This window comes from Streptomyces sp. CBMA152 (genome assembly GCF_014596475.1).
GTDB lineage: Bacteria > Actinomycetota > Actinomycetes > Streptomycetales > Streptomycetaceae > Streptomyces.
Map to the genome: position 1 here is coordinate 505904 of NZ_MECJ01000033.1, position 26450 is coordinate 532353.

A 26450-nucleotide genomic window follows, 5' to 3' on the forward strand; every position below is an offset into this window, starting at 1 on the left:
CACCGCTGCCCGGCACTCACGGTACGTCCGGCAGGCATACGTTGTGTCAAGTTGCGCAGGTGCGATCGGACTCGACCAGAACTGCCGACTTCGTTCCCACTTCGCGCAGGTAACGGATTGACAGCCGCCCGGGGTCAGCCCATTGACGGGGCCCTGACGTGCGGCCTACCGTCCTCACAACCGAATAGGAAACTTTCCTAACAGTGCTCCCCGCGGCAGCGAAACGCGGCGGGCCCCAGCCGAAGGCAGGTGCAACCGTCGTGGCGGGTACTACCCCGGGAACCCCGCGCGTACTCCGCGCGATGAACGACCGCGCCGCCCTCGATCTCCTGCTGGAGCACGGGCCGCTGTCCCGCACCCGGATCGGGAAGCTTACCGGCCTCTCCAAGCCCACCGCCTCGCAACTGCTCGCGCGCCTCGAAGCCGCCGGGCTGGTCGTCGCGACCGGCACCACCGAGGGCCGCCCGGGGCCCAACGCCCAGCTGTACGCGGTCAATTCGCGGGCCGCGCACGTCGCCGGGCTCGATGTCACGCCCGAGCGCATCCGCGCCGCCGTCGCCGATGTCACCGGGGACGTGGTCGGCGAGTTCGAGGTGCGCACCCCCGGCCGACGCGCCGCCGAGTCCGTGGCGCACCAGGTCACCGACGCCCTCGACGGGGCCGTCAAGGCCGCCCATCTGGTCCGCTCGGACCTGCACCGCGTCGTCATCGGCACCCCCGGCGCCTTCGACCCCGGCACCGGCCGCCTGCGCTACGCCTCCCATCTGCCCGGCTGGCACTCCCCCGCGCTGCTCGACGAGCTCGCCGCCGCGCTGCCCATGCCGGTCGAGTACGAGAACGACGTCAACCTCGCCGCCATCGCCGAGCAGCGCCTGGGCGCGGCCCGCGGCCACGACGACTTCGTGCTGCTCTGGAACGAGGGCGGACTCGGCGCCGCCCTCGTCATCGGCGGGCGGCTGCACCGCGGCTTCACCGGCGGCGCGGGCGAGGTCGGCTTCCTGCCGGTGCCGGGCGCCCCGCTCGTACGCCATGTCACCAAGGCCAACAGCGGCGGCTTCCAGGAGCTGGCCGGGGGCCAGGTGGTGCCACGGCTGGCCCGCGAGTACGGCGTGCCGGACATGCCCGGCGGCACCCCCATCGAGGTCGCGATCGCGCTGGTCGCGCGGGCGGCCGAGGCCGACGAGGGCCCGTACCGTCAGCTGCTCGAAACGTTCGCGACCGGCCTCGCCACCGGTCTCGCCTCCCTGGTCGCCGTGCTCGACCCCGAACTCGTCGTCCTCTCCGGCGCGTTGATCGCCGCCGGGGGCGAGCCGCTGCGCGAGCTCGTACAGACCGAGCTGGGCGAGCTGGCCGCCTCCCGGCCCCGGCTCGTCATCGGCGAGGTCGACCGGCACCCGGTGCTGCGCGGCGCGTTGGAGAGCGCGCTTGCCACCACCCGTGACGAGGTCTTCGACACCTCGCGCTGACCCACGCCCGCCGAACCCCGCCCTACCCTGCCCTGCCCCGTCCTGCCCGCACCCCCGACCCTGCCCCGGGAGACTTCGCCATGTCCACAATCCGCCGGAACCGGAAGGCGGCCGCCGCGCTCGCCGCGTCCGCCTCCATCGCCCTGTTCGCGTCCGCCTGTACGGGCCAGAGCACCTCCTCTGCCAAGGACGACCCGTCCAAGGAGACGACGATCACCTTCTGGCACGGGTGGAACGCGCCCGACGAGGTCAAGGCGATCCAGGCGGACGTGGACGCCTTCGAGAAGGCGCACCCCAACATCCATGTGAAGGTCGTCGGCAACATCAACGACGACAAGATCAACCAGGCGCTGCGCGCGGGCGGTTCGAACGCGCCGGACGTGGTCTCCTCGTTCACCACCAACAACGTCGGCAAGTTCTGCTCGTCGCACGCGTTCGTCGACCTGAACGCCTTCCTCAAGAAGGACAAGATCGACCCCGCGAAGACGTTCCCGAAGGCCATGAACGAGTACACGCAGTTCGAGGGCAAGCGCTGCACGCTGCCACTGCTCGGTGACGCGTACGCGCTCTACTACAACAAGGACGCCTTCAAGGCTGCCGGGATCGCCGAACCGCCCAAGACGTGGAGCGAGTTCGCCAAGGACGCCAAGCTGCTGACGAAGACCAAGGGCGACTCGTACGAGCAGCTGGGCTTCATGCCGACCTACCACGGCTACGAGTCGACGACCGAGCACTACCTCGCCCAGTGGTCACCGACGTACTTCGACTCCAGCGGCAGGTCGAACATCGCCAAGGACCCGGCCTTCGCCAAGGCGCTCGCCTTCCAGAAGCAGTTGGTGGACGACCTCGGCGGGTTCCAGAAGCTGGAGAGGTTCCGGACCGGCTTCGGCGACGAGCTCGGCGCCAAGCACCCCTTCCACCTGGGCCAGGTCGCCATGCAGTTGGACGGCGAGTGGCGCCTGGCGATGGCCGAGGAGGCCAAGCCGAAGTTCGAGATCGGGGTCGCCCCGCTGCCCGTGCCGGACGACCAGGTGGCCACGACCGGCAAGGGTTACGTCACCGGCACCATCGTCGGCATACCCGCCACCTCGGCCAAGCAGAACGCCGCGTGGGAGCTGGTCAAGTTCATGGCCACCGACACGGACGCGGTGGTGAACTTCGCCAACGCCATCCACAACGTGCCGTCCACCCTGGACGCGCTGAAGTCGCCGAACCTGAAGTACGACCCGCGCTTCAAGACGTTCCTGGACATCGCGCAGAACCCGAACTCGACGACCACCCCCGCCTCCGTCAACGGCGGCCAGTACCTGCTCTCCCTGCAGAACCTCGGCTACGACGTCGAGAAGGGCAAGCAGACGGACGTCAAGGCGGGTCTGGAGAGCACCGCCCGGGAGATCGACTCCGCGATCGACCAGGCGAAGTAAGCCGGGCCGGTCCATCCCATGAGTACGTACACCCTGCGCGCCAAGCGCCGCCGGGCCGCGCTGCGGACCCTGGCCTTCATGTCACCGTGGCTGATCGGCTTCGGCGTCTTCTTCGCCTACCCGCTCTTCTCCACGGTCTACTTCTCCTTCACCGACTACGACGGCTTCACGGCCCCCTCCTTCACGGGCCTGAAGAACTGGTCGTACGTCTTCAACGACTACCCGATGTTCTGGCCCGCGCTGCGCAACACGCTCTGGCTGGTGCTCGTCATGGTCACCTGCCGGGTGATCTTCGGCCTGGGCATCGGGATGCTCGTCACCAAGATCAAGACGGGGGTCGGGGTCTTCCGGACGCTGTTCTATCTGCCCTACCTCGCGCCGCCGGTCGCCGCCACGCTCGGCTTCGTCTTCCTGCTCAACCCCGGTACGGGACCGGTCAACTCGGTCCTGACCGACCTCGGCGTCCCCGCCCCCGACTGGTTCACCGACCCCACCTGGTCCAAGCCCGCGCTCACCATGCTGGCGGTGTGGGGGGTGGGCGACCTCATGGTCATCTTCATGGCCGCGCTGCTCGACGTACCCAAGGAGCAGTACGAGGCCGCCGAGCTGGACGGGGCCTCGGCCTGGCAGCGGTTCCGGTTCGTGACGCTCCCGAACATCTCGCCCATCGTGATGTTCGCGGTGGTGACCGGGATCATCCAGACCATGCAGTACTACACCCAGCCGCTGGTGGCGGGGAAGGTCGCCTCCGGGATCATCGGGAACTCCGGGCAGCAGTTCGAGCCCGGCTACCCGGACAAGTCGACGCTGACCCTGCCCCAACTGGTGTACAACCTGGGCTTCCAGCGCTTCGAGTACGGCTCCGCCTGCGTGGTCGCCCTCGTGCTCTTCGCCCTCTCCATGGCCTTCACCGCCCTGCTGATGCGGCGCCGCGGCGGACTGATCCAGGCAGGTGACTGACATGGCGACGACCGATCTGGCCTACCCGCCGACGACGAGAGCCGACACCCCGGCGGCCCGGGTGGCCCGCCGCAAGGCCGTCCTGCAGTGGATCGCGGTGCACGCGCTGGGCGTGGCGGCGGCCCTCTTCTTCGTGCTGCCGTTCGTCTTCCTGGTGCTCACCTCGCTGATGGACGACCAGCAGACCCTGACCCGCGATCTGATCCCGCACCACTGGGAGTGGTCCAACTACAAGAAGGTCTTCGACACCCCGGGCTTTCTGACCTGGTGGCGCAACACCCTGCTCTACGCGGGGCTCGGCACCGTCCTCACCGTGGTGTCGTCCCTGCCGGTGGCGTACGCGCTCGCCAAGTTCCGCTTCCGGGGCCGCAATCTGTCGATGATGCTGGTGATCTCGATGATGATGCTGCCGCCGCAGGTGATCATCATCCCGATGTACCTGTTCTGGGCGAAGCAGCTGGATCTGTCGGGCACGCTGTGGCCGCTGATCGTCCCGATGGCGTTCGGCGACGCGTTCTCCATCTTCCTGCTGCGCCAGTTCCTGCTGACCATCCCCAACGAGTACCTGGACGCGGCGAAGGTCGACGGCTGCGGAGAGCTGCGGACGCTGCTGCGGGTGGTGGTGCCGATGGCGAAGCCCGGCATCGCCGCCGTCGCGCTCTTCCAGTTCTTCTACGCCTGGAACGACTACTTCGGACCGCAGATCTACGCCTCGGAGAACCCGGGCGCCTGGACCCTGTCGTACGGCCTTGAGTCCTTCAAGGGCGCGCACCACACCGACTGGAACCTGACCATGGCCGCGACCGTTCTGGTCATGGCCCCTGTCATCCTCGTCTTCTTCTTCGCCCAGAAGGCGTTCGTCGAGGGTGTCACACTGACCGGAGTGAAGGGCTGACGTCTGTTATGAAGCTCGCAGTTGTAGGGGGCGGATCCACCTACACCCCCGAACTCGTCGACGGCTTCGCGCGGTTGCGGGACACGCTGGCGATCAGTGAGCTGGTCCTGGTGGACCCGGCGGCCGACCGCCTGGAGCTGGTCGGCGGCCTCGCCCGGCGCATCTTCGCCCGCCAGGGCCACCCGGGGAGGATCACCACCACCTCCGATCTGGACGCGGGTGTCGAGGGCGCCGACGCGGTGCTGCTCCAGCTGCGCGTCGGCGGCCAGGCGGCCCGCGAACAGGACGAGACGTGGCCGCTGGAGTGCGGCTGCGTGGGCCAGGAGACGACGGGCGCGGGCGGGCTCGCCAAGGCGCTGCGGACCGTCCCGGTGGTCCTGGACATCGCCGAGCGGGTGCGGCGCGCCAACCCGGACGCGTGGATCATCGACTTCACCAACCCGGTGGGGATCGTCACGCGCGCGCTGCTCCAGGCCGGGCACAAGGCGGTCGGGCTCTGCAACGTCGCCATCGGCTTCCAGCGCAAGTTCGCGGCGCTCCTCGACGTCGCGCCCGGCGAGCTGCATCTGGACCACGTGGGCCTCAACCACCTCACCTGGGAGCTGGGCGTACGCCTGGGCGGCCCCGGGGGCGAGAACGTGCTGCCGAGGCTGCTCGCCGAGCACGGCGACGCGGTCGCGGACGACCTGCGCCTGCCCCGGCACCTCCTGGACCGCCTCGGCGTCGTCCCCTCGTACTATCTGCGCTACTTCTACGCCCATGACGCGGTCGTACGCGAGCTCGCCACCAAGCCGTCGCGGGCGGCTGAAGTGGCCGCGATGGAGGGGCAGTTGCTCCAGATGTACGGGGATCCGGCGCTCGACGAGAAGCCGGAGCTGCTCGCCAAGCGCGGCGGCGCCTTCTACTCGGAGGCGGCCGTCGACCTCGCGGCCTCGCTGCTCGGCGACGGCGGCAGCCCGGTGCAGGTCGTCAACACGTACAACAACGGCACCCTGCCGTTCCTCGCCGACGACGCGGTGATCGAGGTGCAGGCGCGGGTCGACAAGGACGGCCCGGTGCCGCTGGCCGTGCCCGAGCTCGACCCGCTGTACGCGGGACTGATCGGACACGTCACCGCGTACGAGGACCTGGCGCTCGAAGCCGCCCTGCGCGGCGGACGCGACCGGGTCTTCCGCGCGCTGCTCGCGCATCCGCTGGTGGGGCAGTACGACCACGCCGAGGGCCTGACCGACCGGCTCCTCGCGCACAACCGGGAGCACCTTTCGTGGGTATGAGTGTGCTGGCGATCGACGCCGGCAACAGCAAGACCGATGTCGCCCTGATCGGCCCGGACGGGACGGTCCTGGGCACGGCCCGGGGCGGCGGCTTCCGTCCCCCGGCCGTGGGCGTGACGGCGGCGGTGAACGACCTGGCGCAGGCGGTCGAAGCGGCCTGGGAGGACGCCGGGCACACCGGCCCGGTCGCTGTCGACCATGTGTCGGCATGCCTGGCCAACGCCGATCTGCCCGTCGAGGAGCGGGAGTTGGCCGAGGCGCTGACCGCCCGGGGCTGGGGCGGGACCGTACAGGTGTACAACGACACCTTCGCGATCCTGCGGGCCGGGCTGCCGCGCGGGGCCGAGCCGCGCGGGGTCGCGGTGGTGTGCGGGGCGGGCATCAACTGCGTCGGGATGACCCCGGACGGCCGCACCGCCCGCTTCCCCGCGATCGGCAAGCTCTCCGGCGACTGGGGCGGCGGCGGGGGCCTGGCGGAGGAGGCTCTGTGGTTCGCCGCGCGCGCGGAGGACGGGCGGGGCGAGCCCACCGCGCTGGCCCGCGCGCTGCCCGGGCACTTCCAACTGCCGTCGATGTACGCCCTGATCGAGGCACTGCACCTGAAGCGCGTCCCGGCCGCCCGCAGGCATGAGCTCGCCCCGGTCCTGTTCGAGGTCGCGGCGGCCGGTGACCGCGTCGCGCGGGCGCTGGTGGACCGGCAGGCCGAGGAGATCGTCGCGCTCGCGGTGGTGGCCCTGGACCGCCTCGGCCTGCTCGACGAGGAGACCCCGGTCCTGCTCGGCGGCAGCGTGCTCGCCGCGCGCCATCCCCAACTGGACGACGGTGTACGGGAGTTGCTGGCGGCCCGCGCCCCCAAGGCGGTCCCGCTGGTCGTCGCGGAGTCGCCGGTGCTGGGGGCGGGGCTGCTGGGGCTCGATGTGGTGGGCGCCGGGGAGGAGGTGCTCGAACGGCTGCGTCGGCAGTACGTCTAGGTGTACGAAGCCCCCTTATCCGTACGCCCGGAAGGGAACCGAATGGGTGCCATCGGCGTATACATGAGGGGGAAGTATGCGGTGGGGAACGGGGTAGCGGAGAGGGACAGGGCCGGGGCGGGCGGGTAACAAGATCAGGTCAGCCCTTGTGTCGTGGCCGGTCCCTGCGTCCATACTGCTGACCAGGCACTGGGTGACCGAGGGGGAGGTCTAGTGGCACACCCGCCGAACACGCGCGCACCCGAAGAGGCGTCGGCGACGGCACGGACATCGGCACCGGCGTATCCCGCGCAGCCTCCCGCCCCGCGCCGGGGCGGCTGGGCCGAGGCGCGCGAGCGGCTGCGGGCGGCCGCGACCACCGAACCGGGACGGCTGTGGATCGTCGGTACGGTCGTCGCGCTGCTCGTCGTGGCGTTCGGCGCGGTCACCGCCTGGGAGGTCACCGACCGGGCGGCCGCCGCCGACGACGTGGTGAGCCGCAGCCAGCCGCTGAGCGCGGACGCGGCCTCCATCTACCGCTCGCTCGCCGACGCGGACACCGCCGCCGCCAGCGGCTTCCTCGCGGGCGCGCAGGAGCCGCACGACGTGCGCCTGCGCTACGAGGCGGACATCGCCACCGCGTCCAGGCTGCTCGTCAAGGCCGCCGCCAACACCACGGGTTCATCCGGCTCCGCCCAGTCCATCGCCCAGCTCAACGAGCAACTGCCGGTCTACAACGGGCTGATAGAGCAGGCCCGCGCCAACAACCGGCAGGGCTTCCCGGTCGGCGGCGCCTATCTGCGCTTCGCCAACGACAAGATGACCAACGACCTGCTGCCCGCCGCCCACGCGCTGTACGCGGCGGAGACCGGGCGGCTCTACGACGACTACGACCAGGCCGAGACCTGGCCGTACGCGGCGCTGGCGGTCGGAGTGGTCGCGCTCGGCGGGCTCTTCTGGGCCCAGCGGCGCAACTATCTCCGTACGAACCGGGTCTTCAACCAGGGGCTGGTCGCGGCCAGCGCCGCCTCGGTGGTCGTCCTGCTGTGGCTGGTCGCGGCGCACGCGGTGGCCTCCAGTGACCTCTCGACCTCGCGCTCGCACGGGCAGGAGTCGCTGAAGGTGCTCAACGACGCCCGGATCAACTCGCTGCAGGCCCGCGCCAACGAGAACCTGACGCTGGTGGCGCGCGGGGCCGTCCTCACGGCGGGCGGCAAGGACAAGTACGACGCTGATTACAAGGCGGAGATGAAGAACCTCGTGGCCCAGCTCGGCTCGGCCGGGAAGCTCGCCGACGACAGCTCGGGGCGCACCCCGGTCTCGGACGCGCAGAGCAGCGTCACCGAGTGGCAGCAGCGGCACGCCACGGCGCGTAGGACCGACGACAGCGGCGACTACGACGGCGCTCTGAAGCAGGTCATCGGCGAGACCGGCTCCACCGGCCAGTCCTTCGACCGGGTCGACGCGGCCCTGGAGAAGGCGATCGGCCATGAGCAGAGCGAGTTCACCCGGGCCGCCTCGGACGGCAAGGGCGCGCTGACCGGGCTTCCGCTGGGCGCGGCCGTGCTCGCGGTGCTCGGTGCCGCGGCGGCCGGTGTCGGCGTCAGCCGCAGGCTCGCGGAGTACAGGTGAGCACCGTGGGGTACAGGGGAACACCGGCCCGAGCGGCACAGCGGTCCTGGGAGGAGGCGCGATGAACAGGAACGGCAGGCTCCGCGGGTGGGGCGGCGTCGGCGGGATGGCCCTGGCCTGTGCCGCCGCCGCTTCCCTGCTCGTCCCGGTGTCGCGGCACGGGGCGGACGAGGACAGTACGCAGGTCGGCGGGTCCGGTGTGGCGCAGGGCGTCCAGGCGAAGGCCGACACCTGCAAGGACCCCGAGGCCAGCCTGCCGCCGTCGCCCGCCGACGGGCCGAGCATCGAGAAGATCAGGAAGGCCGGCAAGCTGTACGCGGGCGTCGACCAGAACAGCTTCCGCTGGGGCTACCGCAACCCGAACACCGGGGAGCTGGAGGGCTTCGACATCGATCTGGTGCGGGCCATCGCCAAGAACATCCTGGGCGACCCGGACGCGGTCATCTACCGCGCCATCCCCACCAGCCAGCGCATCTCGGCGCTCCAGAACAACCAGGTCGACGTCGTCGTGCGGACGATGACCATCACCTGCAAGCGGATCGAACAGGTCGCCTTCTCCTCGGCGTACTTCACGGTCGGGCAGCAGGTGCTCGCGCCCAAGCAGTCCTCGATCACGGGCTTCAACTCCACGCTGAACGGCAAGAGGGTCTGCGTGGCGGCGGGCTCGACCGCGTTCGACGCCCTGGAGAAGGAGTCGAACGGCGCGGTCTACAAGAACCAGACCGTGCCCAACCAGCTGGACTGCCTGGTCCGTCTCCAGCTGGGCCTGGCCGACGCGGTGGTCACGGACAGCGCGCTCGCCGCGAGCCAGGCCGCGCAGGACCCGACGGTCCAGCTCAAGGGCGTCCCGCTGACCCCTGAGTACTACGGGGTGGCCACCAACCTTCAGAACACGGACCTCGTCCGGCGGATCAACCAGGTCTTGGTGGACTACCGCAACGGCGGCGAGGGCAGTCCCTGGATGACGGCGTACCGCAAGTGGCTCGCCGCCGACCTGCCCGGCATAACCGGCCCGCCCGAGCCCAAGTACCGTTCGTAGCAACCGGATCGGCACCGGTGTCGTACCAGCGCAGTGGACGCGGAGCAGAGAGGTGATCGATGGGCGCGGGATCCTTCCCCGGCTCCTCCTCGGGGAGGCCCGCCCGGCCGGTGCTCGACCGGGACGAGGTGGACCGGGCGCTGTCCCGGCTCGACGCCGAGCACGAGGCGATCGAGACCTCGCTGCTCGCGCTCCAGGACCACGCGGGCAGACGGCTGCTCGAAGGCGCCGAGCTGACCGGGGTCACCCGGGAGCGCTGGGCGGCGGCCGAGCAGTCGATCTCCTTGCTGTGGACGTACTTCGACGCGTACAAGGCGGCCGTGGACGCGGCGCGTGAGCTGCGCGAGCGGCGCCGCTGGCCGTCCCGCGAGGATCTGCTCGAACTCACCGAGCGGCTGCTCGGCGAGTCCGTGACGGTGGCCGGATCGGCCCAGGCCGCGGCCTCGATCACCGGCCCGGCCCGGCTCACCGAGTCGTTCACGCTGGAGAAGCTGGTCGGCCGGATGAACGAGCTGTACGCGAGCTCGCTCGACCTGGTGGTCGCGGCCGACGCGGTGTGGTCGGCGCTCCCGGCCCGGATAGACCTGCTCGCGGCCGAGCTGCACCGCACCCGGGGCCTGGCGCACTCGGTGGGCGTGCGTCCCGGGGAGCATCCGTCGGGCGACGACCTGGAGTCGATCACCGAGGAGCTGACGGTGTTGCGCGCCCAGGTGGTCTCGGACCCGCTGGCGTTCTGGCTCTCCGCGCCCGGCAGTTCGGCGCCGGGGGGCGGGCGCCCGGACACCGAACGCTACGACCGGGCCGCCCGCGCCCTCGACGAGGTGCGCCGGGAGATCGAAGCAGTTCTGACGGTGCGTCAGGATGCCGAGATGCGCCTGCTGCGCCTGCGGGACGTGCTCTCGCGCGCGGACCGTACGCTCACCGAGGCGCGGGCCGCGCGCGGCGAGGTCCTGGCGAAGATCGCCGCGTCCGAGGTGCCCGCGGTGAGCGGCCCGCCGACCGCGCTCCAGGAGCGCCTGGTGGCCGCCGCCGAGTACCGCAGACACGCGCAGTGGCACCGGCTCTCGCCGCTGCTGGAATCGCTGGAGCGGGAGGCCGAGGACGAACTGCTGCGCGCCCGCGAGTCGTTGACGGCCGTCACCGCGCCGCTGGCGGTCCGCGCGGAGCTGCGCGGCAGGCTCGACGCGTACAAGGCGAAGGTCGCCCGGCACGGCATGGCCGAGGACCCGCTGCTCATCGAGCGGTACGACGCGGCGCGCCGGATGCTGTGGTCCGCCCCCTGCGATCTGCGCGTCGCCGAGCAGGCGGTGCTGCGCTACCAGCAGGCGGCGGCGGAGGTACTGGTGCCGAGGCAGCCGGGACCCGTTGACCAGAGGGGGGAATCATGAGCGAGCAGAAGAAGTGCCAGCGCCCCGGTTGCGAGGGCGCGTACGAGGACATGGGCGGCGGTGAGCTGTACTGCGACACCTGCGGGCTGGCGCCGGTCGTCTCCGTGAACGGGACGCTGAGCTCGCCCGCGACCGGGATCACCGGCGGCAGGCTCAAGGGCGGCGGCTCCTCGTCGGCCCGCTCGGCGGGCTCCTCGCGCTCGTCGCAGGCGTCCTCGCGGTCCTCGACGTCCCGGCGCTCGGTCTCCGGGCGCCTGTCGCGCTCGCTGACCGGCGGGTCCGGCAGCTCGCGCTCGGTCTCGGTGCGCAGCTCGGGCTCGGCGACCGGCAGTTCGGGGCGCAGCAGACTCGGCGCCGGGCTCGTCACCGTGCCCGGGGTGCCCCGCCCCGACCCGGCGAAGGCCGTGATGGAGCACCCGGAGGTCCCCGAGCGGAAGCGATTCTGCTCGAAGTCGGACTGCGGGGCGCCGGTCGGCCGCTCGCGCGGTGAACGGGCCGGGCGCACCGAGGGGTTCTGCACCAAGTGCGGCCACCCGTACTCGTTCGTGCCCAAGCTCCACGAGGGCGACATCGTGCACGGCCAGTACGAGGTGGTGGGCTGTCTGGCCCACGGCGGCCTCGGCTGGGTCTACCTCGCCATCGACCGGGCGGTCTCCGACCGCTGGGTGGTCCTCAAGGGCCTGCTCGACACCGGCGACCAGGACGCGATGGCGGCCGCGATCTCCGAGCGCCGCTTCCTCGCCGAGATCGAGCACTCCAACATCGTCCGCATCTACAACTTCGTGGAACACCTCGACCAGTCCACCGGCTCCCTCGACGGCTACATCGTCATGGAGTACGTGGGCGGCAAGTCGCTCAAGGAGATCGCCAACGACCGGCGCGGCACCGACGGCAGGCGCGACCCGCTCCCGGTCGAGCAGGCGTGCGCGTACGGGATCGAGGCCCTTGAGGCGCTCGGCCATCTGCACAGCCGCAATCTGCTCTACTGCGACTTCAAGGTCGACAACGCGATCCAGACCGAGGACCAGCTGAAGCTGATCGACATGGGCGCGGTGCGCCGGATGGACGACGACGAGTCGGCCATCTACGGCACGGTGGGCTACCAGGCCCCCGAGGTCGCCGAGTCCGGCCCGTCGGTCGCCTCCGACCTGTACACGGTGGCCCGTACGCTCGCGGTCCTCACCTTCGACTTCCAGGGCTACACCAACGTCTTCGCGGACAGCCTGCCCGACCCCGACAACATCGAGGTCTTCCGTACGTACGAGTCGTTCTACCGGCTGCTCGTACGGGCCACCGACCCCGACCCGGCGCGCCGGTTCGCCTCCGCGCAGGAGATGGCCGAGCAGCTGACGGGCGTGCTGCGGGAGGTCGTGTCCCTGCAGACCGGCCGTCCGCGCCCGTCCCTGTCGACCCTGTTCGGGACCGAACTGCGCGTCCCGGACACGCAGTTGTTCGCCGAGCTCACCGGCGATGTGTCGGCGCTCGGCGCCCGCGTGCTACCCCCGAGCCGCCTCGCCCGCAAGCGCGCGGCGGCGAACGGCTCGGCAGCTGCCGTCACCGCCAGCCCCACCACCGCGCTGCCCCCTTCGACGGCCCCGGCCACCGCCCCCGCGACCCGTACCGCCACCGCCGTCGTCCCCGCGCCCCGCGTCGGGGGCGGCTCCGACCCGTACGGCACGGGCGTGGGCTCAGACGCCCAGCTCAGGGCGCTCGACGCGGGCGCGACCTCACTGGCGCTGCCGGTGCCGCACGTGGACCCGAACGACCCCAACGCGGGGTTCCTCGCCGGGCTGATGGCGGCCGCGCCCGCCGAGCTGATCGCCGCGCTGCGGGCCGCGCCCGCCAACTCGGTGGAGAAGCGGCTGCGCGAGCTGCGGGCCCGGCTCGACATGGGCGAACTGGTCTCCGCCGCCAAGGGCCTTGAGTCCCTGGAGCACGACCACCCCGACGACTGGCGGGTGGTCTGGTACCGAGGCGTCGCCTCGCTGGTCTCCGGCGACCACGAGAACGCCGCGCTCTCCTTCGACGCGGTCTACGACGCCTTCCCCGGCGAGCCCGCGCCCAAGCTGGCGCTCGGCGTGTGCGCGGAGGTGCTGGGGCAGCTGGACAACGCGGCCGAGTACTACCGGCTCGTGTGGACCACCGACCCGAGCTATGTCAGCGCCGCGTTCGGCCTGGCCCGGGTGCAGCTGGCGGCGGGCGACCGCACGGCGGCCGTGCGCACCCTGGAGTCGGTGCCGGAGGCGTCGATCCACTACACGGCGGCGCGGGTCGCGGCCGTACGGGCGAGGCTGCGGCGGCGCTCCCCGGGCGAGCCGCTGCTCGACGACCTGCGGGCGGCGGCGGGCCAGGTGGACGCGCTGCAGAAGCTGGGCCTGGACGCGGTGCGCCGTGAGCGGCTCGCCACCGAGGTCCTGGGCACGGCGCTCGACTGGGTACTCTCCGGGAGCCGGGGCGCCCAGAGCCCGGGCGGGCCGTCCGCCGGGGCCATACTGCTGGGCAGCGAGCTGGACGAACGGGGCCTGCGGTTCGGCCTGGAGCGTTCGTACCGGGTGCTCGCCCGGCTCGCCGCCGGCGGCGACGAGCGGATCGAACTGGTGGAGCGGGCAAACCGTTTCCGCCCCCGGACGTGGGTGTGAATTGATGGCACAGATGCATCGGCCGGCGGCCGGGTCGACGTGCCCCGACTGCGGGGAACCGCAGGAGTCGGGCGACCTGTTCTGCGGGCGCTGCGGGTACGACCTGTCGGCGGAGCCCGTGGCGGGCCCGGCCGTGGACAACCCGACCGTGGTCCTGGGCAGCCCCGTGGCGGGCGAGGCCTGGCCCGTCGGGCGTGAGGCCGAGGGCCCGGACGCCACCGGCTCCGCGCCGCCCTCGGACGTACGGATCGAGGCCGAGCCCGAGGAGTACCCCCTGCCCGCGCCGGACCCCCGCGCCGCCGACCCCGAGCCGGCCACCCATGTCACGACACCCGTCAAGGTTTGCGTGGCCTGCCGGGCCGGGCGGGTCGACGAGGACGGCTACTGCGAGAACTGCGGGCACGCCCAGCCGCGCGAGCGCGACCACATGGAGCTGGAGCTGAGCGCGGTGGCGGCGGTCAGCGACCGCGGTCTGCGCCACCACCGCAACGAGGACTCCTTCGCCCTCTCGACGACCTCGCTGCCCGACGGCTCCCCCGCCGTCGTCGCGATCGTCTGCGACGGCGTCTCCTCGGCGACCCGCCCCGACGACGCCTCGGCGGCGGCCGCGGCCCGTGCCAACGACACACTGCTGCACGCCCTGCCGCAGGGCACCCATCCCCAGCAGGCGATGCACGAGGCGATCGTGGCCGCCGCAGAGGCGGTCAACTCCCTGGCCACCGAGCCCCACCGGGCCATGGAGCACGACCCGCACCGCCATGAGAACGCGCCCGCCTGCACATTGGTCGGCGCGATCGCGGCGGGCGGGCTGCTCGTGGTCGGCTGGGTCGGCGACAGCCGGGCGTACTGGGTGCCCGACGACCGTACGACCCCGCCCGCCCGGCTCACCGAGGACGACTCCTGGGCCGCGCAGATGGTCGCGGCGGGCCTGATGAGCGAGGCCGACGCGTACGCGGACGAGCGGGCGCACGCGATCACGGGCTGGCTCGGCGCCGATGCGTACGAACTGGACCCGCACACCGCGTCGTTCAAACCGGACCGCTCCGGTGTGGTCGTGGTCTGCACCGACGGGCTGTGGAACTACGCGGAGGGCGCCGCGGAGATGGCCGGGGCCGTGCCACCGGACGCCGCCGAACGGCCGCTGCACAGCGCCCAGGTGCTGGTCGGCCACGCCCTCGACGGCGGCGGCCACGACAACGTAACAGTGGCGGTCCTGCCGTTCGCGGTGCCGTCGACGGGGGCAGGATCCGCCTACAACTAGGCCTTCGTACCGGTTTCCACCACACTTCTCTCTTCAGGCCCAGAAGCCTCAAGGAGCCTTTCAGATGGCCAACTTCTCCAAGTCCATGGCGCCCCGGTTCTCCGTCGAGGTCTACCAGAACGAGTACCTGCCGGAGGGCGGGCGCGAGGTCAACGCGATCGTCACCGTGACGTCCACCGGCGGCGGCACGGTCGGCGGCGCCCCGCTGGCCGGGGCCGCGCTGTCGCCCTCGTACATACCGGGCCAGGCGCCCAGCGCCGCCGTGGTGATCATGGTCGACTGCTCGGGTTCGATGGACTACCCGCCGACGAAGATGCGCAACGCGCGCGACGCGACGGCGGCCGCGATCGACACCCTGCGCGACGGCGTGGCCTTCGCCGTGGTGGCCGGAACCCATCAGGCCAAGGAGGTCTACCCGGGCAACGGCCGCCTCGCCACCGCCGATTCGGCGACCCGCGCGCAGGCCAAGGAGGCGCTGCGCAGGCTGAGCGCGGGCGGCGGCACCGCGATCGGCACCTGGCTGAAGCTGGCCGACCGGCTGCTCAACGACGCCGACGTACCGATCCGGCACGGCATCCTGCTCACCGACGGCCGCAACGAACACGAGTCGCCGCAGGACCTCCAGGCCGCGCTCGACGCCTGCGCCGGACGGTTCACCTGCGACGCGCGGGGCGTGGGGACCGACTGGGAGGTCAAGGAGGTCACCCAGATCGCCTCGGCGCTGCTCGGCACCGCCGACATCGTCGCCGATCCCTCGGGTCTGGCCGCCGACTTCACGCGGATGATGGAGACCGCGATGGGCAAGGAGGTCGCGGACGTGGCGCTGCGGCTGTGGACCCCGGTCGGCGTGGAGATCAAGTTCGTGAAGCAAGTGGCGCCCACCGTCGCCGACCTGACGGACCGGCGCACCGAGGCGGGCCCGCGCGCCGGGGACTACCCGACGGGGTCGTGGGGCGACGAGTCCCGCGACTACCACGTGTGCGTCCAGGTCCCGGAGGCCGGAATCGGCCAGGAAATGCTGGCCGCGCGCGTCTCGCTGATCCTGCCGGACCCGACGGGCGGTACGCCGCAGACGCTCTCGCAGGGTCTGGTGCGGGCGGTGTGGACCGAGGACATGGCCGCGTCCACCGCGATCAACCCCCAGGTCGCCCACTACACGGGTCAGGCGGAACTGGCGCAAGTCATCCAACAGGGTCTCGATGCCCGCAAGTCGGGCGATATCGACGGCGCGACCGCCAAGCTCGGCCGGGCCGTACAGCTCGCCGCGGCCTCGGGGAACGCGGATACGGCGAAGCTGCTTGCGAAGGTGGTGGACGTCGTCGACGAGGCGACGGGTACTGTGCGACTGAAGGCGAAGGTCGCGGAGGCGGACGAGATGACTCTCGAAACCCGTTCCACCAAGACCGTTCGCGTCAAGAAATAGGACCGCGTCCAGCGGTACGAGCAGCAGCGATACCACTTGAGTGGCTCGGCCCACGGGCCGGACGAGGAGAGGGGGAAACGACTCCATGCCGACCTGCCCGAACGGACACCAGTCGGGTTCCGACGACTGGTGCGAGGTCTGCGGCCATCGCATGGGCGCCGTGCCGCCGCCTCCCCCGCCCCCGCCGCCCGCGTTCCGGCAGGGGCCGCCGCCCCCGCCCGGCGGCGGCTACGGCTACCCCGGCCCCGAGGCGCCCACGGCGCCCGCGGAGCTGTGCCCGCAGTGCCGCACGCCCCGGGAGGGCAACACGCCCTTCTGCGAGGAGTGCCGCTGGAACTTCCTGACCCAGACGGCGACCTCGTACACGCCGCTGGCGCCGAACCCGTCGCCGAGCCCCGGACCGGCCCTGAACCTGCCGCCGGGCTTCCAGTCGCCGCCGCCCCAGCAGCAGCGCGACCCGTACGAGTACCAGAGCTCGCGGCCCTCGCAGGTCAACCGGCCCGCCGAACCGATCGGCGGCGACCCCTCGCGCCAGCAGGGCCCGCCGTCGTTCCGGCAGGGGCCGCCCCCGCCGCCGACCATGGACACCGCGCAACAGCAGCCGCCCGCCTTCCAACAGCAGGGGCCGCCGCCTCCGCCGGTGTTCCAGCAGGCCGGTCCGCCCGCGCCCCCGGCGTTCCAGCAGCCGCCGCAGCAGCAGGCCGAGGCCGACGACTGGCTGATCCCGCCGCCCGCGCAGGTACCGGCGCCGCCCCAGCACACCCAGGCACCGCAGCAGCAGTTCCAGGCCCCGCCGCCCGCGCCGCCCGCGCCGACCAGCTGGACGGTGACGGTCGGCCCGGACCGCGACTACTTCATGGCGATGATGCAGCGCAGCGGCCCGGAGGCCGCGGGTCTGAACCTGCCCGCGTACTCGCCGGAGCAGCAGCGTCCGCTCACCGGCAACCAGCTCACCATCGGCCGCCGCCGCCACTCCACCGGCGAGGCCCCGGACATCGACCTGGCCGTGCCGCCGGAGGACCCGGGCGTCTCGCACCAGCACGCGGTCCTGGTCCAGCAGCCGGACGGCAGCTGGGCGGTCGTCGACCAGAACTCGACGAACGGCACCACGATCAACGGCGCCGAGGAACCGATCCAGCCGTACGTCCCGGTCCCGCTCCAGGACGGCGACCAGGTGCACGTCGGCGCCTGGACGACGCTGACGGTACGCAGGGGCTGACCAGCTTCAATCCCGCAGGGGCCACGTATAGGGCCCCTGCGGGTCGTCCAGCCAGGCCCACTGCCGCCCGTCGCTGACCGTCACGCCGAAGCGCTCCCGGCGCGGGCGCCCCTCGCGCCGCCACAGCTCGTACGCCTCGTACGGATCGAGGCTGTCCTCGGTCAGCGCGAGCAGGAAGCGGAACAGCTCGCTCTCCAGTCCCGGGTGCGGCAGCCCGCCCGCGTACGGGACATCGCGCTCGGGGCCGGGGGCAACGCCCCGCAGCGGGACGAAGTACGCGGGGGTGTGCAGGAAGCGGCCCTGCGCGTACCCCGCGTCGCGCACCGTCAGCAGGATCAGACCGGTGGCCAGCGGGGCCTCGATCAGCGCGCCCGGCGCGCACTGCGCCAGCCAGCCGGACGGCACCCACGGCAGGGTGCAGGTCGCGATGATCTTGTCGAAGGGCGCCCGGGACGGGCAGCCGCGCGCCCCGTCGCCGGTCACCACCGCCGGGTGGAAGCCCGCGGCGGCCAGATGCGTACGGGCCGACTCGGTGATCTCCGGTTCCAGGTCGACCGTGGTGACCAGGTCCTCGCCGAGGCGGTGGCAGAGCAGCGCCGCGTTGTAGCCGGTCCCGGCGCCGATCTCCAGGACCGCGTCCCCGTCCCGTATCGCCAAAACCTCCAGCATCCGCGCCATCAGCGACGGCTGGCTGCTGGAGGAGAGCAGTTCCCCGTCCCGCACCCGGGTGGCCAGCGGCATGTCGGTGTAGACCCCGTCCAGCCAGCGCGCGCGCCGGGCCGGGTCGGGGTCGGCGCCCCACAGCCGCTCGTAGCCGCCGGGGCGGCCGACGAAGTAGTAGGGCACGAACAGATCGCGGGGCACCTCCTCGAAGGCGGCCCGCCAGGCCGGGTCGGCGAGCGCGCCCCCGGCCACGATCTCCCTGACCAGGGCGGCCCGCGCTACGGCCGGATCCCGGTGTGCGCCCATATGTCCACTGTGCTGCGTACGGGCCCGGGAGGCGAGTGGTCCTAGGCCCAGGGTCCTCGGCCGGGGCATCTGCGACCATGGACCATGTGAATGAGATTCCGCGCGGCACGCTTCAGGAGCAGACCTTCTACGAGCAGGTCGGCGGCGAGGAGACCTTCCGGCGCCTGGTCCACCGCTTCTACCAGGGCGTCGCCGAGGACCCGCTGCTGCGGCCGATGTACCCGGAGGGCGATCTGGGCCCGGCCGAGGAGCGGCTTGTGCTGTTCCTCATCCAGTACTGGGGCGGCCCGCGCACCTACAGCGACCACCGCGGTCACCCCCGGCTGCGGATGCGGCACGCGCCGTTCACCGTCGACCGGGCCGCGCACGACGCCTGGCTGACCCATATGCGCGAGGCCGTCGACGAGCTGGGGCTCTCCGAGGAGCACAAGACCACGCTCTGGAACTATCTGACGTACGCGGCCGCCTCGATGGTCAACACCGCCGAGTAGAGATGGCCAACGCGGCCGAGCAAAGCGGAAGTTGACGTTCCATCCGGTCCGCCACCGGAATGCGGCAATCCGCGACCGCATTCCGGTCACGATCGGATGAAGGTCGCCCCTGCTCGGCCCGTAAGCGGTTTCCACAGACCCGTGCCCTCTGAAAGCATCGTCGCCTGTCAGCACGACTGGACAGGCGTTCGGGGGAACGAGGAGTCTGGGGGGCCGTAGGTGGCGGGATTCGTGTTCTTGCGGGTGCGCGCGCACCGGCTGCTACTCACCGCCGCACTGCTCGCGGTCCTGCTCACCACGTCGGTGCTCGCCGCCCTGACCGCGTTCTCCGGCTCCATCGGCGACGCCGCCCTGCGCCACACCCTCCAGACCCGCTCGGCCATACCCGCGTCCCTCACGGTCAAGGCGAACGTCCCGGAGCGCAACCGACAGGCCGCCGACACCGCCGTACGCGAGGGAGCGGCACGCACCTTTGACGGACTCCCGGTCACCACACGGAAGTTGACCCAGTCCGGGCCCTACGCCCTGCCGCGCTCGCTCCAGCCGCCGGGCGCCCGCAAGGGCGACCCCGACCTCACCCTCTTCGCCGCCGTCGACCGCACCCGGGTCCGGCTCACCGGCGGCAGCTGGCCGGCCGCGCCCACCGCGCGCGGGGAGGTCCAGGCGGCCCTGCCCGAGATCGCCGCCGCCCAGCTCGGCCTGCGTACCTGGCCCGTCCCGCTGACCCTCGCCGACCGGCTCGGCGGCCCACCGGTCAAGGCCGTGATCACCGGTGTCTACCGGCCCGTCGACGCCACCGAGGCGTACTGGCAGCTGGACGACCTCGGCGGCCGGGGCACGCGCAAGGTCAACTTCACCACGTACGGGCCGCTGCTCACCGATCCCGCCGCGCTGAGCGGCGGCCGGGTGAGCGCGGGCCAGACCTCCTGGATCGCGTCCGCCGACTTCGCCACCCTGACCACCGGCCGCATCCACGCCCTGCGCGCGGCGGCCACCGAGGGCCCCAAGTCCCTGGTGAACAGCGGGGTGTTCGCGGGCGACGCGGCCGCCTCCACCGCTCTGCCCGACGTACTCGACCGGGCCGAGCGCTCCCTGCTCGTCTCGCGCTCGACGCTGCTGATCGTGGCCCTGCAGCTGATGATGCTCGCCGGGTACGCGCTGCTGCTGGTGGCCCGGCTGCTGAGCAGCGAGCGCACCGGCGAGAGCGCACTGCTGCGGGCACGCGGCGGCTCGCGCGGTCGTCTGCTGACCCTGTCGGCCGTCGAAGCCCTGCTGCTCGCCGCCCCGGCCGCGGTCTGCGCCCCGCTCCTGTCGGGTCCGCTGACCCGGCTGCTCGCCGGGCACGGCCCGCTGGCCCGGATCGGGCTGCGCCTGGACACGGGGACGACCGGCACGGTGTGGCTGGTGGCGGTCCTGGTGGCGCTGGGGTGCGCGGGGGCCGTGGTGGCCCCGGCCCTGTCGGCGGGGCGCACCACACGCCCCGGCCGCGCGGGCACGCTGCCCGCGTCCGTGCGCGCCGGGGCCGACATCGGGCTCCTGGTGATCGCCGGGGTCGCCTACTGGCAGCTCGACCGGCAGACCTCCGGGACGGGGGCGCTGAGCGGCGACAGCAAGGGCAACCTCGGCATCGACCCGCTGCTCGTGGCCGCACCCGCGCTCGCCCTGCTCGCCGGGACCGTACTGACCCTGCGGCTGCTCCCGCCCGCCGCGCGCCTGGCCGAGCGCCGGGCGGCCGGGGGGCGCGGGCTTCCGGCGGCGCTGGCGGGCTGGCAGCTCAGCCGCCGCCCGCTGCGCGGCGCGGGCCCGGTACTGCTGCTCGTCCTCGCGGTCGCCATGGGCATCCTGGCGCTCGGCCAGTCCGCCTCCTGGGACCGCTCGCAGAACGACCAGGCCGACTTCCGCGCGGGCACCTCGGTACGGGTCTCCGGGTCGAGCACCCCCACCATGGGCCAGGCCGGTTCGTACGACGGCCTGCCGGGCGTACGGGCAGTGGCCCCGGCCGCGCGCTCGTCGGTGGAGCTCTCCGACAACCGCTCCGGCACCGTGCTCGCCCTGGACACCGCGCACGCCGACGGCCTGCTGCTCCGCGACGACCTGGGCTCCAAGTCCACGATGCGCCGCCTCGCCCCGCCCCGCGCACCCCGCGTCGGCGCTTTGCTCCCGGCGGACACCGCCGAGCTCGTCCTCGCACTGCGCCTGGGCGCCGAGGACTCGTCCGGCAAGCCGTCGACGGGCCGCACCTCCGTCGATGTGACGGCCGTCGTCGAGGACCGCTTCGGCGTGCAGTACAGCATCCCGGCCGGATCCCTCACGCCCGACGGACGCCCGGCCGAGCGCCGGATCTCCCTGGACACCGTGGCGGGCGCGCCGGTGGGCCGCCCTGCCGCGCCGCTCGCGCTCATCCGGCTCGACCTGGACTTCACCGAGCCGATCGGCGCGAGCGAGCAGCACCGCTTCACCGTCGAGGCGCTGAGCGGCGTGACCCACGACGGCCGCACCACCCCCATCACGCTGCCCACCGCCGACCGCTGGCAGGCCGACTCGATGGAGTCCGGCGGCGCGGCGACGAAGTCCCAACTGGTCCCGGCGACCCAGGGACAGGCGCTCACCGTGCCGTACTCGACGGGCGCCGCCATGTCGCTCGCCAACACCTGGGACACGCCGTCGACCCGTACGGTACGGATCAGCGCCGCCCGGCCGAAGCCGCCGGAACTGACGGCCGTGGCCGGTGACCGGTTCCTCACCGCCAGCGGCACGAAGGTCGGGCAGAGCGTGACGGTCCAGCTCGCCGGGCAGACCGTACGCGCGAAGGTCGTCGACCGGGTGCGCGATGTCCCGACGACCGGGCCGGGCGCGGGCGGCTCCGCCGAGCACGACGGCGGCGCGCTCCTGCTCGACCTGCGCGCGGTCAACGAACGGCTCGCCGTCGACGCCTCCACCAGCCTCGCGCCCACCGAGTGGTGGCTCACGACCGCCCCGGGCGAGGCGGCCCGTACGGCGGCGGCGCTGCGGGCCCGGCCCGACATCGACCCGCAGCAGGTCGTGGTGCGCGCCGAGGTGGCCGAGCAACTGCGCGACGACCCGCTGGGCGCAGGACCGCAGGCCGCGCTCGCCGCCGCCTCCCTGGTGGCGGCGGCCCTCGCGGCGGTCGGCTTCGCGGTGAGCGCGGCGGGCTCGCTGCGCGAAAGGGGCGCCGAGTTCGCGGTGCTGCGGGCGCTGGGTGCCCCGCGCCGCCAGCTGGCCCGGCTGATCGCGGTCGAGCAGGGGGTGCTGATCGCGCTCGCCCTGCTGGTCGGTCTCGCGCTCGGGGAAGTGCTGACCAGAGCCGTGGTGCCGCTGATCGTACTGACCGAACAGGCCACCCGGCCGATGCCGAAGGTGCTGGTGCAACTGCCCGCCGCCCAGCTCGCCGTACTGCTCGCAGCGATCGCCGCCGTACCGCTCATGATCGTGGCGGCGCTGGCGCTGCGACGGACCGACCCGGCGGTGTCGCTGCGTCATCAGGGGGACGACTGAGATGCAGGGGGACAACTGAGATGAGTGCCAAGGCTGTCGCCCCCTGGGTGCGCACCCGGCTGCGGACCGCGCCGGGCGCGGCGAGCGCCCTCGCCCTGCTGGTGCTGCTCACCGCGTTCCTGGCCGCGGCGCTCCCGCGCGCCATCGACCGGTACGAGGACCGGGGGCTGCGCCACGCGGTGACGTCGGCGTCCCCGGACAACACGGTGATCCGGATCTCCGGCACGATCCCCCCGCCGCCCGTGGGCGACGCCCTGTCCCCCGGCCGCATGACCCAGGGCAACGAGGACACGCTGAAGGCGATCCCGGCGCCGCTGCGACCGGACCGGAGCCAGTCGGCGTACGGGGTGCGCACCACGGAGAAGATCCTTTCCGACGCACGGGACACCTGGCTGGCCCGGCCCGAAGGGCTGCCGCCGCGCTTCTTCGTCGACGCGCGGTCCGCGCCCGCCGACCACACCCGCCTGGTCTCCGGCCGCCTCCCCACCGCGAAGGCCGACGCGTCCTCGCCGACGGCCGAGGCGGCGGTGACGCGGGTGACCGCCAACACCCTCCACATCAAGGTGGGTTCGGTCATCCATGTGAAGCGCCTGATCGGCGACCCGCTGGCGGTCCGCGTCACCGGCATCGTCGAACCGCTGCGCCCCTCGGGCACGTACTGGGCGGCCGAACCGGTGCTGCGTGAGCCGGAGTTCGTCCAGTCCGACGTGAACGACCGCGACTCGCCGCACTACTGGTACGCGGGTCTGCTGCTCGGCCCCGACTCGGCCCCGGCGCTGGTCGGGGCGACGGGCAAGCCCGAGACGTACAACGACATCGCCCCCGACCCGCAGGCGATGAACGCCCGGCAGCTCTGCGACCTCAAGAACGCGCTCGCCTCCCTCAAGGGCGGCCCGGCCCTCGCCACCATCCGCGCGAACTCCGAGTCCGACACCCTCCTCACCCAACTCGACGCGGTCCTCACCCTGTTCACCTCGGTACGCGACTCGATCACCCCGGTGGTCGCGGTGGCCACCTTCGGTACGGCGACGGTCGCGGGGGTGGTCCTGCTGATGGCGGGCGGCCTCGCGGCGGCCCGCCGTACGACCGAACTCGCCCTGCTGCGCGCCCGGGGCGGCTCCCTGCGCGGCATCGCCGGACGCCTCACGGCCGAGACCGCGGTGGTGGCCGTCCCGGCGGCCGCGCTGGGCCTGGCGCTCGCGGTGTGGGCGGTCCCGACCGGCCGGATCGAGCCCTCGCTGATCGCCGTGGCGATGGTGACGGCGGTGTCCTGCCTGGCCCTGCCGGTACGGGCGGCACTCGCCCACCGCACGGTCCGCTCGGCCGCCGACCGCGACGACCTCATCCGCGTCACACCGTCGCGACGCCGCACGGTGGCCGAACTGACCCTGCTTGTCCTGGCGGTGGGCGCGGTGGTGGCCCTGCGCCGCCGCTCCACCTCTGCGGGCTCCGACGCGCTGGTGAGCTCGGCGCCGGTGCTCGTCGGTGTGATCGCGGCGCTCGTTCTCGTACGGCTGTACCCGCTGCCCCTGCGCTGGGCGGCCCGCCCGGCAGCCCGGCTGCGCAGCACGGTCGGCTTCCTCTCCCTCGCCCGCGCGGGCCGCGCCCCCGGCGGCGGCATCCTGCCGCTCCTCGCCCTGCTCACGGCGCTGACCACGGCGGCGTTCGGCGGTTCGGTCCTGGCCGGGGTGGCGGACGCGCGGGACAAGGCGGCGCTGTACACGACGGGCGCGGACGCACGCATCGACAGCGTGGGCCCCCTGCCGCGCGCCCTGCCGGACCGGGTCGCGAAGGCGCCGGGCGTCTCGTCCGCGACTCCCGCGCATGTCGAGTACGGCGTGGAGATGCCGTACGGCGACCGGGTGGCGGTGATCGGCGCGGACCCGGACTCGTACGCACGGCTGACGGCCCGTACGGGGCTCGGCTCGATCGCGGCGGACGCACTGCGGGCACCGGCGGGTGCGGGTCCGGCGGGGCCGGGGTCGGCGAGGCCTCGGGGCGTGGTCCCGGCGATCGCCTCGCCGAAGGTGGCGGCGGGCCTGGGCAAGGGCCCCCGGAAGGTGCGGGTGGCGGGCTACGACGTGATGGTCCGGGTCGTGGCCGTACGCACCCGCACCCCTGCGGTCCCCCAAAGCGACTTCCTCGTGGTGGACGCGTCCGGTCTGGGCGCGAAGTACCCGACGACGGTGCTGATCACGGGGTCGGGGGTGGACGGCAAGGCCATGCGGAGTCTGGTGACTTCGACAGCGGGCCCCCACCCCCAGGACCCCCCGTCGGTGCAACTGCGCAGCGACACCCGCCGACAACTCACGGACTCCCCGCTCCAGACGGGCGCGGAACGCCTCTACGCGGCGGCGGTGGCGGCCGGGGCGGGCTATGCCGTACTGGCCCTGCTGCTCTCGCTGCTGCGGGGTGCGCCGGAGCGGGCGGCGCTGCTCGCGCGGCTGCGGACGATGGGCCTGACCCGTGGCCAGGGCCGACGGCTGCTGATCCTGGAGGCCCTGCCGCAGGCGGTCCTCGCGGCGATCGGCGGCGCCCTGACGGGCTGGGCGGCGACCGAACTCCTCGCCCCCGGCGTCGACTTGGCGGGCCTGGCCCTGGCAGCCTCCCCCGCGACGGCCGCGGTCACCGGCGGACTCCGGGCGGACCCGATGTCCCTGGCGCTCCCGGCGGCGTGCGTGATCGCCCTGGCGGTGGGGGTCGCGGCGACACAGGCATGGTGGACGAGCCGCCGTGGCTCGGTCACGGAGCTGAGGGCGGGAGATACGAGATGACGTGTACGGGGCGTGGGGACGGGGGCTGGAAGATGACGGGGACGCGCGGGGAGACGGAGGCCGGCCGATGACGGGAACGAAGGCCGATGCGGGCGGCGGGCGTTCGCTGGCCGAGCTGGAGGCCCGGGCGACGGCACACCGCGACCGCCCGGCGTACGGCCACGACGCCCTGATCGCCTGCGACCGCCTGGTCCGTATCTTCACCACGGACGGTGTCGAGGTCCAGGCCCTCCAGGGGCTCGATCTCCTGGTCACCGAGGGCGAGTTGATGGCCCTGGTCGGCGCGTCCGGCAGCGGCAAGTCGACGCTGATGAACATCCTGGCGGGCCTCGACGTCCCGACGGCGGGCTCGGCGAAGGTGGCGGGCCGCGACCTGCTGTCCATGGACGCGAAGGCGCGGCTGAGCTACCGCCGCGAGGTGGTCGGCTTCGTCTGGCAGCAGACGGCGCGGAACCTGCTGCCGTATCTGACGGCGGCGCAGAACGTGGCGCTGCCGATGCAGTTGAGAGGCGGGGGCTTCAAGTCGGGCAGGTCCGCTCGGGGAGCCCGGGCGGACTCCCTCCTCACCATGCTGGAGGTCGCGCACTGCCGGGACCGCCGTCCGCACCAGATGTCCGGCGGTGAACAGCAGCGCGTGGCGATCGCGGTGGCCCTGGCCAACAACCCGTCCGTCCTCCTGGCCGACGAGCCGACCGGCGAACTCGACTCCACCACGGCCGAGCAGATCTTCGCCGCGTTCCGTACGGCGAACGAGGAGCTGGGCACGACGATCGTCATCGTCACCCACGACCAGACGGTGGCGACCGAGGTCCGCCGCACGGTCGCCATCCGCGACGGCCGCACCTCCACGGAGGTCCTGCGCCGCACCCACGTCGACGAGGCGACGGGCGAGGAGTCGGTAGTGGCCCGCGAATACGCCATGCTCGACCGGGCGGGCCGCCTCCAACTCCCCACGGAGTACACGGAGGCGCTGAGTATGGAACGCCGGGTGCTGCTGGAACTGGAATCGGACCACATCCAGGTGTGGCCGGACGGGGGTTGATCCCCCACCCCGCCCCTTCCCTGAAGCCCTGGGCGGGCGGCCGGGTTCGTCGGCTGGCCGCCGGTGGGGCTGGTCACGCAGTTCCCCG

At 72.8% G+C, this 26450-nt stretch carries 18 protein-coding genes; 17 read left to right on the forward strand and 1 reads right to left on the reverse strand.

Features of this window, described 5'->3' with window-relative positions:
- The first annotated feature begins 260 nt into the window (after positions 1–260).
- From BG418_RS35280 to BG418_RS35340, 13 genes are all read left to right on the forward strand, one after another.
- Positions 261–1466 carry an ROK family transcriptional regulator gene (locus BG418_RS35280; RefSeq protein WP_188278132.1) on the forward strand — a complete coding sequence of 402 codons (1206 nt, stop codon included), beginning with the start codon at positions 261–263 and terminating at the stop codon, positions 1464–1466.
- A gap of 80 nt (positions 1467–1546) precedes the next feature.
- Complete coding sequence (locus BG418_RS35285; protein WP_188278133.1) at positions 1547–2890, forward strand: ABC transporter substrate-binding protein; 1344 nt, start codon at positions 1547–1549, stop codon at positions 2888–2890.
- Positions 2891–2908: 18 nt separating this feature from the next.
- On the forward strand, positions 2909–3850 hold the full coding sequence (locus tag BG418_RS35290; RefSeq protein ID WP_188278134.1) for a carbohydrate ABC transporter permease: 942 nt from the start codon (positions 2909–2911) through the stop codon (positions 3848–3850).
- 1 nt (position 3851) lies between these two features.
- The gene (locus tag BG418_RS35295; RefSeq protein WP_188278135.1) at positions 3852–4745 is read left to right on the forward strand and encodes a carbohydrate ABC transporter permease; all 894 of its coding nucleotides are present in this window, start codon (positions 3852–3854) and stop codon (positions 4743–4745) included.
- Positions 4746–4753: 8 nt separating this feature from the next.
- Positions 4754–6019, forward strand: a complete 1266-nt coding sequence (locus BG418_RS35300) for a 6-phospho-beta-glucosidase (RefSeq protein WP_188278136.1) — start codon at positions 4754–4756, stop codon at positions 6017–6019.
- Positions 6016–6990: an N-acetylglucosamine kinase gene (locus BG418_RS35305; protein ID WP_188278137.1), complete on the forward strand. Its 975-nt coding sequence runs from the start codon at positions 6016–6018 to the stop codon at positions 6988–6990. The genes BG418_RS35300 and BG418_RS35305 overlap by 4 nt, the downstream gene beginning before the upstream one ends.
- A gap of 213 nt (positions 6991–7203) precedes the next feature.
- The gene (locus tag BG418_RS35310) at positions 7204–8601 is read left to right on the forward strand and encodes a hypothetical protein (protein WP_399001519.1); all 1398 of its coding nucleotides are present in this window, start codon (positions 7204–7206) and stop codon (positions 8599–8601) included.
- A gap of 61 nt (positions 8602–8662) precedes the next feature.
- Positions 8663–9640 carry a glutamate ABC transporter substrate-binding protein gene (locus tag BG418_RS35315; protein WP_188278138.1) on the forward strand — a complete coding sequence of 326 codons (978 nt, stop codon included), beginning with the start codon at positions 8663–8665 and terminating at the stop codon, positions 9638–9640.
- Between the two features lie 59 nt (positions 9641–9699).
- Entirely contained in the window at positions 9700–11028 is a 1329-nt protein-coding gene (locus tag BG418_RS35320; RefSeq protein ID WP_188278139.1) for a hypothetical protein, read from the forward strand.
- Complete coding sequence (locus BG418_RS35325) at positions 11025–13667, forward strand: serine/threonine-protein kinase (RefSeq protein ID WP_188278140.1); 2643 nt, start codon at positions 11025–11027, stop codon at positions 13665–13667. Before BG418_RS35320 ends, BG418_RS35325 begins: the two co-directional genes overlap by 4 nt.
- Positions 13668–13671: 4 nt before the next feature.
- The gene (locus BG418_RS35330) at positions 13672–14928 is read left to right on the forward strand and encodes a PP2C family serine/threonine-protein phosphatase (RefSeq protein WP_188278141.1); all 1257 of its coding nucleotides are present in this window, start codon (positions 13672–13674) and stop codon (positions 14926–14928) included.
- Between the two features lie 64 nt (positions 14929–14992).
- A complete protein-coding gene (locus BG418_RS35335; RefSeq protein WP_188278142.1) occupies positions 14993–16351 on the forward strand; it encodes a VWA domain-containing protein in 1359 nt (452 codons plus the stop codon).
- An 85-nt stretch (positions 16352–16436) separates the two neighbouring features.
- The gene (locus tag BG418_RS35340) at positions 16437–17570 is read left to right on the forward strand and encodes an FHA domain-containing protein (protein ID WP_188278143.1); all 1134 of its coding nucleotides are present in this window, start codon (positions 16437–16439) and stop codon (positions 17568–17570) included.
- A gap of 6 nt (positions 17571–17576) precedes the next feature.
- Here the strand turns inward: BG418_RS35340 and BG418_RS35345 are convergent, their stop codons facing one another.
- Positions 17577–18539 carry a methyltransferase domain-containing protein gene (locus tag BG418_RS35345; RefSeq protein WP_188278144.1) on the reverse strand — a complete coding sequence of 321 codons (963 nt, stop codon included), beginning with the start codon at positions 18537–18539 and terminating at the stop codon, positions 17577–17579.
- A gap of 77 nt (positions 18540–18616) precedes the next feature.
- On the opposite strand from BG418_RS35345, the gene BG418_RS35350 reads away from it, so the two are divergent.
- From BG418_RS35350 to BG418_RS35365, 4 genes are all read left to right on the forward strand, one after another.
- The gene (locus BG418_RS35350) at positions 18617–19030 is read left to right on the forward strand and encodes a globin (protein WP_188278145.1); all 414 of its coding nucleotides are present in this window, start codon (positions 18617–18619) and stop codon (positions 19028–19030) included.
- 219 nt (positions 19031–19249) lie between these two features.
- Positions 19250–22546, forward strand: a complete 3297-nt coding sequence (locus BG418_RS35355; RefSeq protein ID WP_188278146.1) for an FtsX-like permease family protein — start codon at positions 19250–19252, stop codon at positions 22544–22546.
- A 20-nt stretch (positions 22547–22566) separates the two neighbouring features.
- Positions 22567–25320, forward strand: a complete 2754-nt coding sequence (locus BG418_RS35360; protein WP_188278147.1) for an ABC transporter permease — start codon at positions 22567–22569, stop codon at positions 25318–25320.
- Positions 25321–25387: 67 nt separating this feature from the next.
- Positions 25388–26362 carry an ABC transporter ATP-binding protein gene (locus BG418_RS35365; RefSeq protein ID WP_188278148.1) on the forward strand — a complete coding sequence of 325 codons (975 nt, stop codon included), beginning with the start codon at positions 25388–25390 and terminating at the stop codon, positions 26360–26362.
- The last annotated feature ends 88 nt before the right edge of the window (positions 26363–26450 follow it).

Bases quoted from the DNA above. Each gene is read 5' to 3' on its own strand.
- BG418_RS35285 (WP_188278133.1), top strand. From the start codon at position 1,547: ATGTCCACAATCCGCCGGAACCGGAAGGCGGCCGCCGCGCTCGCCGCG.
- BG418_RS35290 (WP_188278134.1), top strand. From the start codon at position 2,909: ATGAGTACGTACACCCTGCGCGCCAAGCGCCGCCGGGCCGCGCTGCGG.
- BG418_RS35295 (WP_188278135.1), top strand. From the start codon at position 3,852: ATGGCGACGACCGATCTGGCCTACCCGCCGACGACGAGAGCCGACACC.
- BG418_RS35300 (WP_188278136.1), top strand. From the start codon at position 4,754: ATGAAGCTCGCAGTTGTAGGGGGCGGATCCACCTACACCCCCGAACTC.
- BG418_RS35305 (WP_188278137.1), top strand. From the start codon at position 6,016: ATGAGTGTGCTGGCGATCGACGCCGGCAACAGCAAGACCGATGTCGCC.
- BG418_RS35315 (WP_188278138.1), top strand. From the start codon at position 8,663: ATGAACAGGAACGGCAGGCTCCGCGGGTGGGGCGGCGTCGGCGGGATG.
- BG418_RS35320 (WP_188278139.1), top strand. From the start codon at position 9,700: ATGGGCGCGGGATCCTTCCCCGGCTCCTCCTCGGGGAGGCCCGCCCGG.
- BG418_RS35325 (WP_188278140.1), top strand. From the start codon at position 11,025: ATGAGCGAGCAGAAGAAGTGCCAGCGCCCCGGTTGCGAGGGCGCGTAC.
- BG418_RS35330 (WP_188278141.1), top strand. From the start codon at position 13,672: ATGGCACAGATGCATCGGCCGGCGGCCGGGTCGACGTGCCCCGACTGC.
- BG418_RS35335 (WP_188278142.1), top strand. From the start codon at position 14,993: ATGGCCAACTTCTCCAAGTCCATGGCGCCCCGGTTCTCCGTCGAGGTC.
- BG418_RS35340 (WP_188278143.1), top strand. From the start codon at position 16,437: ATGCCGACCTGCCCGAACGGACACCAGTCGGGTTCCGACGACTGGTGC.
- BG418_RS35345 (WP_188278144.1), bottom strand. From the start codon at position 18,539: ATGGGCGCACACCGGGATCCGGCCGTAGCGCGGGCCGCCCTGGTCAGG.
- BG418_RS35350 (WP_188278145.1), top strand. From the start codon at position 18,617: ATGGACCATGTGAATGAGATTCCGCGCGGCACGCTTCAGGAGCAGACC.
- BG418_RS35360 (WP_188278147.1), top strand. From the start codon at position 22,567: ATGAGTGCCAAGGCTGTCGCCCCCTGGGTGCGCACCCGGCTGCGGACC.
- BG418_RS35365 (WP_188278148.1), top strand. From the start codon at position 25,388: ATGACGGGAACGAAGGCCGATGCGGGCGGCGGGCGTTCGCTGGCCGAG.